We start from the raw sequence: 15,983 nt of genomic DNA on the forward strand, positions 1-15,983 counted from the left end.
GATTAACCCAAGTAACGTGCGACTACAGCCCGATAGTTGCCGTCCAGTGAAGAGCCGGCTACGACGATGCTTGCATTCGTTTGCACGGCCAATGCAGTGGCAATAGCCAGACTGCGACCCTGATGAGTGCGAACCCAGCCGGTACCCTGGCCAAAGCGAAAATCGAGCTGTCCGTCGGGCATGTAGCGGGCCAGGATGAAGTCGCCCTCGACGCCGCCGAGGGTTGCGCCTGCCGTCAGCACGCAGCCGTCCGACAAAACCAGGGCGGCGTTCCACTGGCAGCCACTGTGGCCGATTTCCAGCAGTTGCGGATGGCCGCCGTTGCAATGCCTGTCCGGCCGGCCGTTGCTGTGTACTTTCAATGAAAGGCAGTGCATCGGGTCGCGGCTGCTGCCAAAACACTGCAAGTCGCCATTGTCGTGCTGGATGATCTGGCTGATCTGAGCACTGCGCTCCTGTGCCTTGAAACTCATGAAGCCGTCCACGGCGAAACTTTCGTCGAGCCGGCCATCGGTGTGGTAGCGGGCCAACAGGCCTTCCTGGGGGAAGTTGATCGAGCCGCCCACCAGAATCCGGGCGTCTCGTTGAACCATCAGGCTGCTGATCCAGGTATTCATCAGCAAATGCCTGACCATGACGAAGCCACGACCATTGAATGTGCGATCGAGTGAACCGTCGGCATCGAGTCGTATCAGCATGCCGACATGATCGGCCAGTTCAAAGTGATGATTGGCCAGTAGCAGGATGCGACCATCCTCCTGCACGCAAACATCACAGGCTTCGGTGCCTGGCATGCCAGGGGGCAGCCGGCAGTCGCGCGCGCCCATGGAAAGATCGCCTGGCAGGCGCACCACGCAGCGACCATTGTCGCCAAAGCCTTGGACCGGCCGGCCATGCTGATCAAACAGTGCGAGGGCGGGCAGTGTCCGGTGCGCATGCTCGTAATGCAGCCCGGCCAGCAGAATGCGCCCATCGGCCAGGACATGGACTTTTCCACCCATCGCCTCGAAGCCGTGTTCGAACTGCCCGACGACGCTGCCTTGATGACCGAATACCAGATCGGCCGAGCCATCTTCCAGCAGCCGAGCCAGGCCGAAGCGGCTACCGCCTGGCGTTCCGACCTTCGCCGCTACCAGCAACCTGCCTTGTGAATCGATCGCCACCCCGTTGGCCATGCTTGAGGTGCTGCCGGCGAAATACACTTGGGTCGTGCCATTTCCGGCGAAGGATAAATCGAGTGCTCCGGCGTCGTTCAGTGTGGGCGGCAAGGTAAAGGCGGTCTGGATTGACATGCACACGGCTCCCTGCGAGTCGGCCTGATCCAGAAGTTGGGCGGCGACTTTCTATAGGGGAATCATTCAATCCCTGAATGCACGGATGCACAAAGTGAGAACTAACGGACGGAGGGTCGTTTTGTGCCAGAACAGTGTCTTTTCGAACCACTGGCAAGCCTGGCAATCAAAGGGGCTTGCACAGGTTCAAAATAACCATGGTGAAGTGCAGATGACCATGCAACGCCAGCTGCCCATGATAGAGGAGGGAGCGGGTTACATGAAGTAACCCGCAATTAATGATTAGTGCGGCATCGACCACGATTGCAGGGTATAGCCTTCCTCGCTCAACTCGGCACGTGCCTGATTGAGCAGGCTTTCAAGTTGCGCGGGATCGGTATAGGCACTGCTTGGAATCTGCCGACGACCGATGCGGGTGTTGGTACGGTCGATGACGCTCAGGCAGAGTTCGCCATTACCGTCCAGGGGGGCCCAGGCCACGCATTGAAAGGGTTTGAATGCGAGGTCGGCGATCAAAAGAGCTTCGTTGATACGGAGCGGGGCGTTCATGGGATCGTCTCTCTGTATGCCCAATCAAGTGAAGTGCCGCCGGTTGGGCTTACCGTTCGGCTCGTTACTTGTACTGATGCCCGCAACCGGGGGGCAGGTCACATTCAATCCTGAGTTATTTCAACTTTCTTTCTTTGGGCAGAGGTTTAGAGGGATCGTGAAGCTGAATGAAAGGTTGGAGTCGTTAGGTGACTAACAAAGCTGCTTCTTATAACTATTCACTTAACGGTCATATAGTCAAACGATACAAGGCCCCGTCAAAATATTGCTAATGTTACAGTCAAGATCGCCAAATGACTGTTTTTAATAATATTTCAAATATTTGGCGCCAAGGAACAGTCATGAGCGAAGCGCCTGCCTTACGCCGTCTATTAGTAGTGGACCCCTGCGATGACTGCCATCGGCTCTTGCCGGGTTTACGCTCTGTGGGATGGGATGTTGACAGCTGCACCCTGGAAAACGCCGCCGACAAAACCTGCGATGTCGGCCTGTTACGATTGCAACCTTTTCACCTCGAACGACCGGACGCGGTCAAGGAACTGATCAGCCGCAGCGGCACCGAGTGGATCGCCGTGCTCAATCAGGAGGTCCTGCGCCTGCAGAATGTCGGGGACTTCGTTTGCGAATGGTTTTTCGATTTCCATACCTTGCCGTTCGATGTGTCCCGGGTTCAAGTGACCCTGGGCCGGGCATTCGGCATGGCGCGCCTGCGCGGCCAGGGCACGGTGCATATTGATCAGCCTGAGCATGAACTGCTCGGCGACAGCAAACCGATTCGAGAACTGCGCAAGCTGCTGAGCAAACTGGCACCCACCGAGTCTCCGGTATTGATTCGCGGTGAAAGCGGGACCGGCAAGGAACTGGTCGCCCGCACACTGCACCGACAGTCCCAGCGACACAGCAAACCCTTTGTCGCCATCAATTGCGGCGCGATTCCCGAACACTTGATTCAATCCGAACTGTTTGGCCACGAGAAGGGCGCCTTTACGGGCGCCCATCAACGCAAGGTCGGGCGGATCGAAGCCGCCAACGGCGGGACGCTGTTTCTCGACGAAATCGGTGACCTGCCCCTGGAGCTGCAAGCCAACCTGCTGCGGTTCCTCCAGGAAAAACACATCGAGCGTGTCGGCGGCAGTCAGCCGATTCCAGTGGATGTGCGGGTATTGGCGGCGACTCACGTCGACCTTGAGGCCGCCATCGAGAAAAAACGCTTCCGCGAAGATTTGTACTACAGGCTCAACGTCCTGCAAGTCGTCACCGCCCCCTTGCGCGAGCGTCACGGCGATCTGTCGATGCTGGCCAATCATTTTTCCCATTTCTACAGTCATGAAACCGGTCGCCGCCCTCGCAGTTTCAGCGAAGACGCCTTGATTGCCATGGGCAAGCATGACTGGCCGGGCAATGTTCGCGAGTTGGCCAACCGGGTACGCCGCGGGCTGGTGCTGGCTGAAGGACGGCAGATCGAGGCCCGGGACCTGGGACTGATCAGCCAGCATGCGATCGTCGCACCGATGGGCACCCTTGAAGACTACAAGACCCGCGCCGAGCGCCAGGCGTTGTGCGATGTATTGAACCGTCACAGCGACAATCTCAGCGTCGCTGCCCGGGTGCTGGGCGTGTCGCGGCCGACCTTCTACCGATTGCTGCACAAGCATCAGATCCGCTAGACGCAGGATCAAAAGATCGCAGGCTGCGATCTTTTGGTCCTGCAACGTGGGTCAGAAGTAATACGGGAATTTCAGGCTGAAGGTAAAGTCCGGGGCATCGTCCGTCATGCCGATGGACAGGTTGGGGACGATGGTCAGGTTGTCACTGGCCGCAATGGTCATGCCGACGTTGAAGTAACCGGCGTTGGCATCGCTTGAAGTAACCGATTGCCAATCACCGCCATTTTCCCTGATCTTGCTTTTGCGTTGCACCAGGTCAGACACCGAGAACGACATACTCATCTTTTCGTTCAACGCAAACGCAATACCGGCGCCGATCTGGAAGCTGTCGCCGATACGCACGTCGCCTGGGGTTTTCTGGTTGACGGTGGAACTGATGTCGTCGAAGGAATCCTCGAAGTTGTGGGTGTAGGAGAGACTGCCGAACAACACGGCCGGGTCGAAGGTCTTGACCAGCGAGATGCCAGGGGTGATCGACCAGACGCCGTTGCCGGTCGGCAGGGACTCAGGGACGAACAGATTGGTGTTGGCATTATCCTGCACCAGCTTGATACCGAACGGATCCTTGCCCGTAGGTGCCTTGACGCGCAAGGTGACCACCGCATCCGGGGTGTTGACCGACTCGTCGAGGAACTTGTAGGCAATACCGAAGTTGACGTCGCCAATGGTTGGATCGCGTTTGACGGTGCTTTCGGTGGTGACACCTGCGGACCCCTCGTTACCGCCGCCGGACTGATAGGTCGATTCGCGGTAGATCACCGGCACGTTCAGGTCGAACTGCCAGCGGTTGTCGAAGTTGTAGCGGCCGGTGAGGTCAAGCGTCCAGGTGTCGGCCTTGATCCGGTCCAGGTTGATGTTGCCCAGAAAGATCGAATCCAGCGCAAGGAAGCCGTTGAGGATCAGTTGGCGCGTATCGTACCGGGAATAGGTCAGCCCGGTCTCAAGGCTGAACTTGCCGCCGCCGAAGAACCCGCTGGCCTCGTCGTACAGGTTGGAAACACTTTGTGCCGGCTGCGAATCATCGGCCAGCGATTGCCCATAGGAACTGCCGCCCCCGGCCGCGCCCCCTGAAGCCGCCGCAGCACCGGTGCCGGTCGCGACTTGTGAATTGCCTTTGAGGTCGGCTGGCGACTTGGCCAGACGTTTGGGTTGCTCGGTTGCCGGTTGATCTTCGACCTGGCGGACCCGTTGCTCGAGGATCGCCAGTGCTTTTTGTTGTACTTCGTATCGTTGCTTCAGCTCCATTAGTTCCTGTTTCAGAATCTCCACATCCGAAGCGGGTGCTGCTTGCAACATCGCCGCGGGGAGTAAAGTGCTCAAACATACAACTGCGCGCAGTGATACTGATCGATACATGAATAGCCGTCCCTAAATGCCCAATGATCGAGACTCAGCGTAGTTCAATATCCCAGGGTGCGTAGTGCGTTGAGTTGAGTCAGGTTGCAGTCCAGTGCACCTGCGCTCGGGCCATTATTGTTCAGCACTACATTAAGCTGAGTCAGGTTATTGACCGCATTGCTGCTGCCCAGTAACCGCGTGTTCTGCAACAGGCCACCCTGGGCAACTTGCTGCATGGACGAGCCCTGGTTGTTGTTGGCCTGAATGGCCATCTGGATGCCGCCGCCGGTAGCGGAAACGGCCACACTGCCGGCCGCATTGCTACCGGTAATGGTTTGCCCGCTCATCAACACCTGGCCGTGGCCAGGGTTGAGAGTCGGGGCATGACTGGCCTCTTTGACGTCGATCGAGACGTTGTTGTAGGCGGTGTTGCCATCGCCGGCGGCGCGCACGCTTTGGGTGATCCCTTGCGCGCTGTTCAAGCCAGCGCCGCCAATGACGTTGCCGGTGCCTTGTCCGGGGGTAGTGCCGTCACCGGACTGGCTAAAGGTTGACACGTAGAATTCGGGTTTTATGGTGCCTCCCTGGATCTGCATCGAAGTGGCCGCCCCGATCAAATCTCCACTGGCATTACGCCAGGTACTGCTCATGACAATACCGAAGCTGATGATCCGTCCCGGCATGACGTAACGGCCGCGCAACTCGCCGAGCTCCCGGTCGTTGATTTCGATGGGTTTGAATCCGTTGGCATAGCCTGAAGCACTCGCTGCCAGACAGGCAGCGGCCAGCCAGTATGAGGTTTTCATCTGCTGCTCCCGGAGCATCCCGCCCCACTATCATCTTTAGGCGATTAAAAGAAGTCGCTCTGTATGAAACCGAAATCCATCAATTCAGCATCTTTGACCGGATTGAAGTTATCCAGCTTGTTCTTGGCCGTCAGGGGTTCTGGTGGACTGCGTAGTGCATTGGTCTTGTCATAACCGGGACCTACGATAGCGAAGACTATGCCGTTCCAGCCTTTGACAAAGTCATCATGGGAGTAGCGTTTGTGACCGAGGACGGGGTCGCCGATATAGACCCAATCCTTGTCTGCCCGCTGCATCACCACGAAGTGTTTGTAGCCGCGAATTTCCATCAGGACCACCACCGGAATCGTCACTGCATCCAGTTTTTCAGTAGGGATCTTGTAGCCCCGGGCGCGCATGCCGATGCTTTCTATGTAGCGCTTCATGTCCAGCATGGAAAAACCTTGGGTACGAACAAGTTCCTGGTCAGCGGTGACCAGCATGCCTTTGATGATGTGCTCTTCATCGACGTCGAGCCAATAAGCCTGGCGCAGGACCGTCGCCAGTGCGGCGGCGCCGCAGCTGAAATCAGTTTTCTGTTCGACGATGTCGCTGAACTTGCGCTCACGCAAACTCTGTACTTCCTTGTAGACCAGCATACCGCCAGGCAGGGCGGCCACAGGCATCTGTGCGGCCTGAGTCAGGCCAGACAGGCAGAGCAGGGCGAAAAGGGCAGTCTTACGCATGATCGATACGCCTTTGCGGACTGTGGAAAAGCCCCGTTGCCGGGGCTTTTATTTCGATTGCGATTACAGGCAGACATTGCAACCTGCAGCGATGGACAGCGAGTTGCTTTGTTGGTTGCCTACACCCGATGCTACGTTGGCGCCGCCGTTGCCGGAGAAGCCGTTCATCGAGCCCGCCATGGTGGCGGTGTTGGTTACAGGGGTTTTCCAGCCATCTGCAGTCAGTTGTTGTTGAGTGGTTACGCCAGCCAGGCCGAATACGCCGACAGCGACGAAATCAGACTTGGTGACATCGTCGTCATGGCCGCCACGGCCACCTTTGTTGCCATAACCATGGCCGTTACCGTGATGGTCATCCTCTCTGGACACGGCTTTGCCGGCTGCCACGAACGCACCCGCAGCGGTAAAGGTGCCTGTGAGCGTGTCTGTCTTGTAAACCTGGGTGCCGTAGTTGTTGACCTTCAGCCCGGTGGAGCTTTGGTTGGCTGCCGCCGCCGCGGTTGCTACACGGCCGCCCGATACAGCAATGGCCAGGTTGTTTTTCTGTTGGTTGAAGCTGCCGGAAGCCACGTTCATGCCGATGTTGCCGGAACCGTTGCTGCCTGCGTTGTTGAGGGTCGACGTGTTGCCACTGGAATAGTTGTTAGCCTCGTTTCTGGTGTTGAATTGAGTCGCGGCTGAAACGGCGGTTGCAGTGCCGAAGATGAAGCTTTCGTCGGAAGTGGCCAGTGCAGCGGCGTTGTCTTGCTGGTTACCGTCACCGGCTGCAACGTTGGCGCCCATGTTGCCGTTGGAGCCATTGAGTGAGTTGTCGCCTTTAGCGTCGTTTTTGGTGCCTTGGTTCAATCCTTTGTTGCCATAGCTGTTTTGCACGTCCAGCACGGCAGCCTTGGCGCCGGAGCTGAGTGACAGCAGTGTTTCAAAGCTTGGGCCGCGATCATGCCCATTGTTGTTGCCGTGACCATTGCCGTGGCCATTGCCATGACCGCGATCATCATCGCGACCGCCTGCTTGTGCCGCGATTGCCATCACTGCTGCCAGTGCGAAAACCAGTGGTTTGAGAGCCATTGTAGGTTTCATGGTGTTTCTCCGTGCTTATTAGTTGGTTAAGTGTTTACTTTCTAATTGCACTGCGTTTGGTCTCAGTCAGAGACCCGGATGCTCAGGGTGTTAGCCATGCGGTTCCCCACCCCGGCACTCTGGTTCACCTGAATCACTCCTCGGCTGCCGGTGAAGGCCTGGTCGCTGATAGCGACCTGGCGACTACCGATTGAAGTGCCAGTTGTTCCTGAGTCTGGTTGCAACGCCACGTTCTGTTGAGAAAGGGCGCTATCGTCGACGCTTTGCGGTCCGGCACTGATGCTGATGCGCATTGCGTTGGCCATTTGGTTGTTGGCCCCGGCACTCTGGTTGACGCCCAGTACACCGTTGCCATTGCTGAAAGAGGTGCCACTTATTGTTGCTTTCGCATTCATCGACGGGTTGGCGGCCGTGTCGATTGCCTGGATGACCTTGGTCGTCGCTCCCGCATCGGTGCCGATGGCGATGGCACGCACGTTGGTTTGCTGCTGTTGATCACCGGCTGCCTGGTTGACGTTGAAGTTGCCTTTGTACTGGGTGCCGGAGTTGTGAATGTCGGCGTTGTTAACCACGCGAACACCGGAATCAGCCATGGCGCTGGTGCAGCCCAGCAGAGCAAGTACGATCAGGGAGCGCGTCATGTCATTGGCCTCCAGCCAGTTTGCTCAGGGGGGCGAGGCCGGAAGTCATTGCCCGATTGATGGTTCCCGAAATCGCGCCGCCACTGCCGCCACCATTCACTGCTCTCATGCCGGGCATGCCGCTGGGGTTGGTGATGACGTTGAGGCCTTGCATGCCTCCATTTTGGGGAATGTTGCTGCCAATGGAGGAGCCGCTGGCGACGTTGGCGAATTCGCCATCGCTGAGCTCGGAATTGCTGAGGCTTTGGGTGACTCGTTCGGAAGGATTGACGTTGACAGCAGTCGGGTTGGGGTCCTTGCCTCCGTCGCGGCCGATGTGCACCGGCTGAACGTCACGCCTGACCACGATGACCCCATTGCCTTCAGCTTGAACATTGAAGCTGAATATCGAGGTGGCGAATCCGACCAGCAGGAGGTGGGTTATTCCGTTATTGAAAGTTCCCATGGCAACTATTCCTTCTTCTGCGAGCTGGACCTTGTCAGCGTTATGAAGGAGGGAGCGAAAGCTGTGCCGCTTTTTGATAGTCGTGGTAATTCAATAGCTTGCGAATTATGTCGAGAGGGGGTGTGTTGGGCGTTGTTTCAGATTTGAGACAGTGCTAAGTGCCTGTATCAGGCCAAAGCAGTTGCGATGCTCTAGATCAAGGGTTGACGGCAATGTGTTTCATTTGCTTAACAGCGCAGGTGTAAAGATTATGAAGCCGTTCAAATGGCGAGTTTGAGCTCGGAAGGGTGTATCAAAAATGGACACTTTCCCCCAAAAACAGGGGAATACCGCGCCCGGATTCGCAAAAACAGTCAGGAATCGAGTAGAAGCTCAACCGCCTTCAGGGCCTGGGCGCGACGCGCTGCCCAATCGCCCTGCAGCACTTGAACCGGTTGTCGATGGCGCTGCAGCCAGGCGAGGGTCTGATCGAAGAACGCCCGGCGTTGGCTCAGTTCGGGTTGGCAACGCTGGCCGTCGTCCGTCCAGGCGACATCGTCGGGAGACAATAGCAGGTGTAAATCATACTGCCTGGTCAACAGCGCCTGTTCGATCCAGACCGGGCAATCGCCAAACAGGGTCCGGCTCCAGAGGATGTTGCTCAGCAAGTGAGTGTCGAGCAGCAGCAGCCGCGGCTGCCGGGCACGGGCCTCGTCCTCCCATTGCAGTTGTCCACGGGCGATGTGGTCAATGTCGGCCAGGCAGGTATCGCGCGGGTTCTGCTCGATGAACCAGCGCACATATTCGTCCACCAGTACGCCGCCGAAACGCGCTTGCAGTTCGGCCGCCAGCCAGCTCTTGCCACTGGATTCGGGACCGGTGAGCACCAGGATTTTCATGTGCGCAATACCGGGTCGGTGCGCCATTCCCGCCAGCCTTGCACGGCAATCAGGGCAAACAGCGCGTAGAGACCGGCGGTCAGGTACATCCCCTTGTAGACAAAAAGCCCGACGAAAATCACGTCCAGGGTGATCCACAGTGGCCAGCATTGCACGCGTTTCTGCGCCATCCAGACTTGCGCCACCAGGCTGAAACCGGTCAACGCCGCATCGAGCCAGGGTTGCGCAGCATCGGTCCAGTGCGCCATTGCCGCGCCAAGCAGCAGACTGCCGATCGCACCGACGGCAAGACTGACCGTTATCGTTTGAGCATCGAGCCGGCTGACCTGCCGCCCCTGGCGGGTTTCGCCCGCACGCGTCCACTGCCACCAGCCATACAGCTGCAAGGCGGCATAGATCACCTGCAGCAGCATGTCGGAGTACAGCTTCACTTCAAAAAAGATCCAGCTGTAGAGCAGCACCATGACCAGGCCGATCGGCCAGCACCAGGGGTTCTGTTTGACCGTCAACCAGACGGCAATGACACCGAGGGTGGCGGCAAACAGTTCAAGCCCGGACATGGGGGTTCCTTGGGAGAAGTCGAGAGGAGGGGGATTGTAACGGGTAGGCACGGAGTTTGAAGATCAAAAAATCGCAGTTTTGTGGCAGATCTTACGCCGTGTACATATCCCCATCGCGCGGCCCGACTGCTATCCACTCCGGTTTCTTGTTCCTGTAATAAATGATCGTCAACCTCCAACCGCACGTTGCCGGACAGGCCTGGAAGACCTCAAGTCCATAAACGCGGCAGCGTTAATCGGGCTTGTCTGATAGGATTTCGGCCCCGCGCGGAAAAACCTGAGTCCAAGATGATTTTTCACGGAATTTTTATGGTTTTGTGGGGGAATTGTGCGCGCGGGACTTCATCTGCACTGATCACAGTGGCGTTCTGAAAATATTAACGGGGCATGCCGTTGGCGCATCGCTTCTTGGGGGATTGATGGATCTTTGGACCGCCTTTCAGGCATTGATACTTGGCGTTGTTGAGGGATTGACAGAGTTTTTGCCCATTTCCAGTACCGGGCACCAGATCATCGTGGCCGACCTGCTCGACTTCGGGGGTGAGCGGGCCATGGCCTTCAACATCATCATCCAGCTCGGCGCGATCCTGGCGGTGGTGTGGGAGTTTCGCCGCAAGATTTTCGATGTGGTCGTCGGCTTGCCGACCCAGCCAGGCGCTCGACGCTTTACCGCGAACCTGCTGATCGCCTTTATGCCCGCGGTGGTATTGGGGGTGATTTTCGCCGACCTGATCCACCATTACCTGTTCAACCCGATCACGGTGGCCACGGCGTTGGTCGTGGGCGGTGTCGTCATGCTGTGGGCTGAACAGCGTCAGCATGAAGTACATGCCCACACCGTCGACGAAATCACCTGGAAAGATGCCCTGAAAATCGGCTTTGCCCAGTGTCTGGCCATGATCCCGGGCACCTCGCGCTCCGGTTCGACGATCATTGGCGGTTTGCTGTTCGGCTTGTCGCGCAAGACCGCCACCGAGTTCTCGTTCTTCCTGGCGATGCCGACCATGGTCGGCGCGGCGGTGTACTCGGGCTACAAGTATCGCGACCTGTTCGTGCCGGCTGATTTTCCGGTGTTCGCCATCGGCTTCGTCACTGCGTTCATCTTCGCGATGATTGCCGTGCGCGGCCTGCTCGTGTTCATCGGCAGTCACAGCTACGCGGCGTTCGCCTGGTATCGCATCGTGTTCGGCCTGTTTATCCTCGCCACCTGGCAGTTTGGCTGGGTTGACTGGACCGCTGTCCAGCCATGAACGATTCCAGCGCGCGCAACAACCCCGGACGCCGGTCCGGGGGCGAGATTCGCCATCTCCGGCTGAAACTGCTGGTGTTTGCGATCCTGTGCGCGCTGCCGCTGTCAGGTTCGATGACGATGTGGCTGGGTGGCATTTCGCGGGTGCCCCTGGCGGCCTATGGCATCGTCAGCGTGCTGGCGTTCCTGTTGTACGGGAGCGACAAGCGCAAGGCTCGGCTCGATCGCTGGCGCGTACCGGAGAACGTGTTGCATGCGGTGGAACTCGCCGGTGGCTGGCCAGGCGCCTTGCTGGCCCAGCAGGTGTTTCGGCACAAGACGCGCAAGCTTTCGTTTCAGCTGCTGTTCTGGGTGATCGTGCTGCTGCATCAGGTGTTCTGGATCGATCAGTTGTTTCTGGGGGCCTATCTGATGGACTTGCCACATTGATCATGAGCCGCGGACGCTTTAGTTATTGCCGCCGGACTTTGATCTATTGTAGGGATTATTTACACTCTTCGTGCCAGATGCATTGTCAGCTTTTGTTGCTGTGAAACACAGTTACAACTGGGTGTTATGACGCCAGTTGTCTCCGTGCTAGTTTGCAATAACTTTAAATGCCTGGGGTTGGCAATGAAACTTAAAGCGATTACCACCGCCTGTGCCATGCGTAAGTTGGCACGATTTATTTCAAGTAAGCCCGCGAAAAAAGTAGCTTATGTCAGAAAGCGGTCTGTGATGCTGGGTGCTCCTGACCTTAGCGAGCTTTCAGATGAAGTATTGCTCGGCTATCTGGAAGCCAATGAAAGTCTGATGGGAAGATTTGTCGAGCAGTACGAAACAAAAAAACATACCATCACGCCAAGACTGGTCCTGAATAAAAAATTACTCGCGTTGACCAACGAGTTTGTCAACGTCGCCGTCGTGGCGGGAGTAGAGTCTATCCTGCTTGCCCTGGAATCCCGTGATAACGTGAGGCCTGCGCACAGTCAAGCCATAATCACCGCCATGGATTCGTTGTTTGACGACAGGGATCACCTGCAGGAAAAGCTCCAGTCCCTTTCCTCACTGATTAAAAATCCGGAGCTGGTTTCAGAGATTATTTATACCGACGTCAACACTTATAATAATGTTTATCATCCGGTTACCGGTAGCGACAGTCAGGTCGACAGTCTGGAATTAGAAGGGCTCTATGGCACCGCTTTTCTAGAATTCATGGGCGTGGATTTATGCATGTTGATACATGAGCGCTGCTTGGAGGCTAACAAGGTTTATATACCCAAGGTTTCCGGTTTTAATTATGAGTTTTACTTGTATGTTGTTCTGCACGAGCTTGTGCATTTGCTGCTCGATGCTGATGATAATTCTTACGTTTACAGCGATAAGGATAAGGTGCAGGATTATAATGTTTACTCAGTCGCCAACCTGAAGGCACATGAGATTAATAACGCAGACAACTACGTCACTTTAATTTTTGTTGCTTTGGCTGAGTTGCATAAGGAAGGACGCATGGACCTCTGTCGGTTCTAGCTTTGCTTCTGTTGCGCCCTGATGCCTTTTATAGCAACAGGCCGACCTGGGTGCGCTTGGGCAACTTGCGCACCACCAGTTGGTGGGAACGTTGCAACAAACCTTGCAGCTCTTCGGCGCCCAGCGGGTAGGGCGTTGCCATGATGATCCACTGCGCCCGTGCCAGATAAGGTGCCGGATGAATGCCCGGACGGTCGCAATGACCGAGAAACAGATCCTTGTCGACCTTGAACGCCAGGGATGCGCCCCGCAGGTTCTGCAAGGCGAACATCTTGTTTCCGGCAATCGAAAACACCCGCACGCCACCCCACTTGTAGTCTTCCCGCGCGCCGGGCAGCGCCAGGCAGAACTTTGCGACATCGTCTTCACTCATGCGTGCGGCCTTCATAGCAATCGCTCCCCACAGGCGTTGAATGATTCGATCAAATGGTCGATCCAGGCGCGCACCGCCGGCATCACCCCGCGCCGATGAGGGTAGACCGCTTGCAGCCAGCCGCCAGGCAATGACCAGTCAGGCAGCAACTGCACCAGTGAGCCGTCTGCCAGTGCCTGCTCGCAATACATCATCGGCAACATGGTAAAGCCCTGGCCGGCCAGGGTGCAGGCCTTGCGTACGATGAAATCGTCGATACCCAATCGCGCTTCGAGGCTTAACTCAACGCTTTTGCCCTGTTGGTCAAGCATGCGGATATGCACCATGCGATCGGCTTCCAGCGCGCCGAGCACCGGCAGGGTTTTCAGGTCTTCGGGGTGGTTGATCTCACGTCCGTGCAGGAAGGCGGGACTGGCGACCATCGCCATTTGCGCCTGACGCAGGCGCCGGGTGACCAGCAACGGGTCTTCGTCGCCCAACTCGCGCACGCGCAGAGCGACGTCGACGCCCTCGGTCACCAGGTCGACCCGACGATTGAGCAACATGACCTCCAGTTGAACCTGGGGAAACTTCGCCAGGAAATCACTGATAACGGTCGGCAGCATTTCGTGGGCCAATCCCACCGGGCAGGACACCCGCAAACGCCCGCGGGGTTCGCTGGACATGCTGGCCACGGCCTCATCGGCCATCTCGGCTTCCAGCAGCATGGCCTGGCAGTGCCGCAGATAACGCTCGCCCACGGCCGTCAACTTGAGTTGGCGGGTAGTACGTTGCAGCAAGCGAGCACCCAAGCGTTCTTCCAGCTCGGCGATCCGCCGCGACAGTCGCGATTTGGGAATCCCGAGCAAACGCCCGGCCGCTGCGAAGCCACCGGCTTCGACCACCTTGGCGAAATAATAGAGATCATTGAGGTCTTGCATACTGTCCACTCGACTGTTCTATCAGTGGGACGAACTATCGCATTGTTGCCATCTAATCAGCTATTGGTTTCGCCTGTAGGATTGTCTCCATCAGATCGCCATGAGCGGTCCTCACTTGGAGATCCCACATGAAACTGTTGCATATCGATTCGAGCATTCTTGGTGACAACTCGGCTTCCCGTCAGCTGAGCAGCGAAGTCGTTAAGGCCTGGCAAACCGCCGAGCCGAGCGCCGTGGTGACTTACCGTGACCTGGCTGGCGATGCCATCAGCCATTTCTCCGCCGCCACCCTGGTGGCTGCCGGTACCACGGCAGAACTGCGCAATGCCGCGCAACAGCACGAAGCCGAACTGAGTGCCCAGGCGCTGGCTGAATTTATCGCCGCCGATGCCGTGGTGATTGCCGCCCCGATGTACAACTTTACCATCCCGACTCAACTCAAGGCCTGGATCGACCGCATCGCCGTTGCCGGCCAGACCTTCCGCTACACCGAAGCCGGCCCGGAAGGCCTGTGCGGTAACAAGAAAATCGTGATCGTTTCGACTTCCGGCGGCCTGCATGTCGGTCAGGCCACCGGCGTTGCTCACGAAGAGTATTTGAAAGTCATGTTCGGCTTCCTCGGTATCACCGATATCGAGTTCGTCCGCGCCCACGGCCTGGCTTACGGTGATGAAGTGCGTACCAAGGCCATGAACGATGCCCAAACGCACATCAGCGAGCAGTTGTTCGTCGCTGCGTAAGGCTTGCGTAAAGACGTCAAACAGCACGGGCAACAGCCAAAAAACTCTGTATTCTGATCACGCAAGTGCCAGATGCGGAGTTTTTTGTTTCTGGCTGTTGCCAGTCCTGGCCCGGGTTATGCAGTCGAGGGTTACTGTCTCCGGTCAAGCAACAAGGTGGGGCATCCCATGGTGCGTCTTTGTGCAAGCTTACTGATGTGTCTGCTCGGCAGCCTGAATTCAGTGCACGCCGCACCTGCGCCGCATCCGCACTGGAGCGTCGGCTTCCATGAGATGAGCTTTCTCGATCCGCTCGACCTGCAGCCGATGCGCGCCATCGCCTTCTATCCTTCCAGCGACAAGGAACACACCAGCACACTCGAGGGCTATACCGTCGAAGCCGGTGAAGACACTCGCGTCGCCATCGGTCGTTTCCCGATGCTGATGTTGTCCCATGGCAACACCGGAACCCCGCTGGCCCTGCACGATCTCGCCACCTCGCTGGCGCGCAAGGGTTTCGTCGTGGTAGCGGTGATCCATCCCGGCGACAACTCCAGGGACCATAGCCGCCTGGGTACCTTGAGCAATCTGTACGGCCGACCGATCCAGATTTCCCAAGCCATCACAGAGACCTTGGGCGATCGCATGCTTGCGCCCTTCGTCAACGCCAACCAGGTCGGCGTGATCGGCTATTCGGCGGGTGGGGAAACTGCATTGATCCTCTCCGGTGCGACGCCTGACCTGGACCGTCTGCGCCGCTACTGCCAGGAGCGTCCGGATGATCGCGATGCGTGCAACACTCAAGGCGAATTGATCGTTGACCGCGATGACCTGCAGCCGGTGGCTGACCCTCGGGTTCATGCCTTGCTGCTGATGGCGCCGCTGAGTCTGAAGTTCGGCCGCCATACCCTGGCTGATGTGCACGTGCCGGTACTGCTGTACAGCGGCGACGGCGACAAACTGGTGGCATTCGACAAGAACGCCGCAGCGCTGGCGCGCAAACTGCCGATCGCGCCGGACTTCAAGTTGCTGGCCGGGGCCGGGCACTTCGTGTTCATGGCGCCTTGTACCGAAGAACAACTGGCGGCGATGCCTGCCCTGTGCACTGACGCTGACGGCGTCGATCGCAAGGACATTCACCGCACCATGACCTCTGAAGCCAGCCGGTTCTTTTCCCATGCACTGGGCAATTCAGGCAGGGCAGGGATGCAAACTGCCGATCAATGAAGGGT

General features: G+C 57.5%; 18 protein-coding genes. 6 read left to right on the forward strand and 12 right to left on the reverse strand.

The annotated features are described in order from the left end of the window. Positions 1 to 2: 2 nt before the first annotated feature. Positions 3 to 1,292: a hypothetical protein gene (locus F8N96_RS10855; RefSeq protein WP_150797796.1), complete on the reverse strand. Its 1,290-nt coding sequence runs from the start codon at positions 1,290 to 1,292 to the stop codon at positions 3 to 5. Positions 1,293 to 1,574: 282 nt separating this feature from the next. Then, the gene (locus F8N96_RS10860) at positions 1,575 to 1,841 is read right to left on the reverse strand and encodes a hypothetical protein (RefSeq protein ID WP_150797797.1); all 267 of its coding nucleotides are present in this window, start codon (positions 1,839 to 1,841) and stop codon (positions 1,575 to 1,577) included. 341 nt (positions 1,842 to 2,182) lie between these two features. On the opposite strand from F8N96_RS10860, the gene F8N96_RS10865 reads away from it, so the two are divergent. Continuing rightward, positions 2,183 to 3,508, forward strand: a complete 1,326-nt coding sequence (locus tag F8N96_RS10865; RefSeq protein WP_150797798.1) for a sigma-54 dependent transcriptional regulator — start codon at positions 2,183 to 2,185, stop codon at positions 3,506 to 3,508. Between the two features lie 51 nt (positions 3,509 to 3,559). On the opposite strand, the gene F8N96_RS10870 is transcribed toward F8N96_RS10865, so the two are convergent. The 8 genes from F8N96_RS10870 to pnuC form a co-directional block, all read right to left on the reverse strand. Beyond that, positions 3,560 to 4,864 (reverse strand): autotransporter domain-containing protein, encoded by a 1,305-nt coding sequence (locus F8N96_RS10870; RefSeq protein WP_150797799.1) that lies wholly within the window; start codon positions 4,862 to 4,864, stop codon positions 3,560 to 3,562. A 44-nt stretch (positions 4,865 to 4,908) separates the two neighbouring features. Beyond that, the gene (locus F8N96_RS10875) at positions 4,909 to 5,652 is read right to left on the reverse strand and encodes a hypothetical protein (RefSeq protein WP_150797800.1); all 744 of its coding nucleotides are present in this window, start codon (positions 5,650 to 5,652) and stop codon (positions 4,909 to 4,911) included. A 44-nt stretch (positions 5,653 to 5,696) separates the two neighbouring features. Continuing rightward, positions 5,697 to 6,377 (reverse strand): C39 family peptidase, encoded by a 681-nt coding sequence (locus F8N96_RS10880; RefSeq protein WP_150797801.1) that lies wholly within the window; start codon positions 6,375 to 6,377, stop codon positions 5,697 to 5,699. Positions 6,378 to 6,440: 63 nt separating this feature from the next. Continuing rightward, positions 6,441 to 7,457, reverse strand: a complete 1,017-nt coding sequence (locus F8N96_RS10885; RefSeq protein WP_150797802.1) for a heme utilization protein — start codon at positions 7,455 to 7,457, stop codon at positions 6,441 to 6,443. A 62-nt stretch (positions 7,458 to 7,519) separates the two neighbouring features. Next, a complete protein-coding gene (locus F8N96_RS10890) occupies positions 7,520 to 8,098 on the reverse strand; it encodes an adhesin (protein ID WP_150797803.1) in 579 nt (192 codons plus the stop codon). Position 8,099: 1 nt separating this feature from the next. After that, complete coding sequence (locus tag F8N96_RS10895; protein WP_150797804.1) at positions 8,100 to 8,543, reverse strand: hypothetical protein; 444 nt, start codon at positions 8,541 to 8,543, stop codon at positions 8,100 to 8,102. A gap of 353 nt (positions 8,544 to 8,896) precedes the next feature. After that, positions 8,897 to 9,421: an AAA family ATPase gene (locus F8N96_RS10900; RefSeq protein WP_150797933.1), complete on the reverse strand. Its 525-nt coding sequence runs from the start codon at positions 9,419 to 9,421 to the stop codon at positions 8,897 to 8,899. Then, positions 9,418 to 9,981 (reverse strand): nicotinamide riboside transporter PnuC, encoded by a 564-nt coding sequence (gene pnuC, locus F8N96_RS10905; RefSeq protein ID WP_150797805.1) that lies wholly within the window; start codon positions 9,979 to 9,981, stop codon positions 9,418 to 9,420. Before pnuC ends, F8N96_RS10900 begins: the two co-directional genes overlap by 4 nt. A 419-nt stretch (positions 9,982 to 10,400) precedes the next feature. On the opposite strand from pnuC, the gene F8N96_RS10910 reads away from it, so the two are divergent. The 3 genes from F8N96_RS10910 to F8N96_RS10920 all read left to right on the forward strand — a co-directional run bounded on the left by F8N96_RS10910 (position 10,401) and on the right by F8N96_RS10920 (position 12,739). Then, complete coding sequence (locus tag F8N96_RS10910) at positions 10,401 to 11,231, forward strand: undecaprenyl-diphosphate phosphatase (RefSeq protein ID WP_150797806.1); 831 nt, start codon at positions 10,401 to 10,403, stop codon at positions 11,229 to 11,231. Beyond that, a complete protein-coding gene (locus F8N96_RS10915) occupies positions 11,228 to 11,659 on the forward strand; it encodes a DUF1294 domain-containing protein (protein ID WP_150797807.1) in 432 nt (143 codons plus the stop codon). Before F8N96_RS10910 ends, F8N96_RS10915 begins: the two co-directional genes overlap by 4 nt. A gap of 183 nt (positions 11,660 to 11,842) precedes the next feature. Next, complete coding sequence (locus tag F8N96_RS10920; protein ID WP_150797808.1) at positions 11,843 to 12,739, forward strand: hypothetical protein; 897 nt, start codon at positions 11,843 to 11,845, stop codon at positions 12,737 to 12,739. Between the two features lie 28 nt (positions 12,740 to 12,767). Here F8N96_RS10920 and F8N96_RS10925 read toward each other — a convergent pair whose 3' ends face one another. Together F8N96_RS10925 and F8N96_RS10930 are read right to left on the reverse strand one after the other, a co-directional pair. After that, the gene (locus F8N96_RS10925; protein WP_150797809.1) at positions 12,768 to 13,127 is read right to left on the reverse strand and encodes an MmcQ/YjbR family DNA-binding protein; all 360 of its coding nucleotides are present in this window, start codon (positions 13,125 to 13,127) and stop codon (positions 12,768 to 12,770) included. Next, positions 13,124 to 14,032: a LysR substrate-binding domain-containing protein gene (locus F8N96_RS10930; RefSeq protein WP_150797934.1), complete on the reverse strand. Its 909-nt coding sequence runs from the start codon at positions 14,030 to 14,032 to the stop codon at positions 13,124 to 13,126. The genes F8N96_RS10925 and F8N96_RS10930 overlap by 4 nt, the downstream gene beginning before the upstream one ends. Before the next feature lie 128 nt (positions 14,033 to 14,160). Here F8N96_RS10930 and F8N96_RS10935 point away from each other — a divergent pair, with 128 nt between their 5' ends. Together F8N96_RS10935 and F8N96_RS10940 are read left to right on the forward strand one after the other, a co-directional pair. Continuing rightward, positions 14,161 to 14,772 (forward strand): FMN-dependent NADH-azoreductase, encoded by a 612-nt coding sequence (locus F8N96_RS10935; RefSeq protein WP_150797810.1) that lies wholly within the window; start codon positions 14,161 to 14,163, stop codon positions 14,770 to 14,772. A 168-nt stretch (positions 14,773 to 14,940) separates the two neighbouring features. Continuing rightward, the gene (locus F8N96_RS10940; protein ID WP_150797811.1) at positions 14,941 to 15,978 is read left to right on the forward strand and encodes an alpha/beta hydrolase family protein; all 1,038 of its coding nucleotides are present in this window, start codon (positions 14,941 to 14,943) and stop codon (positions 15,976 to 15,978) included. Positions 15,979 to 15,983 lie beyond the last annotated feature (5 nt).

The organism is Pseudomonas fluorescens, from assembly GCF_902497855.1.
In the GTDB taxonomy this organism is placed as follows: domain Bacteria; phylum Pseudomonadota; class Gammaproteobacteria; order Pseudomonadales; family Pseudomonadaceae; genus Aquipseudomonas; species Aquipseudomonas fluorescens_BI.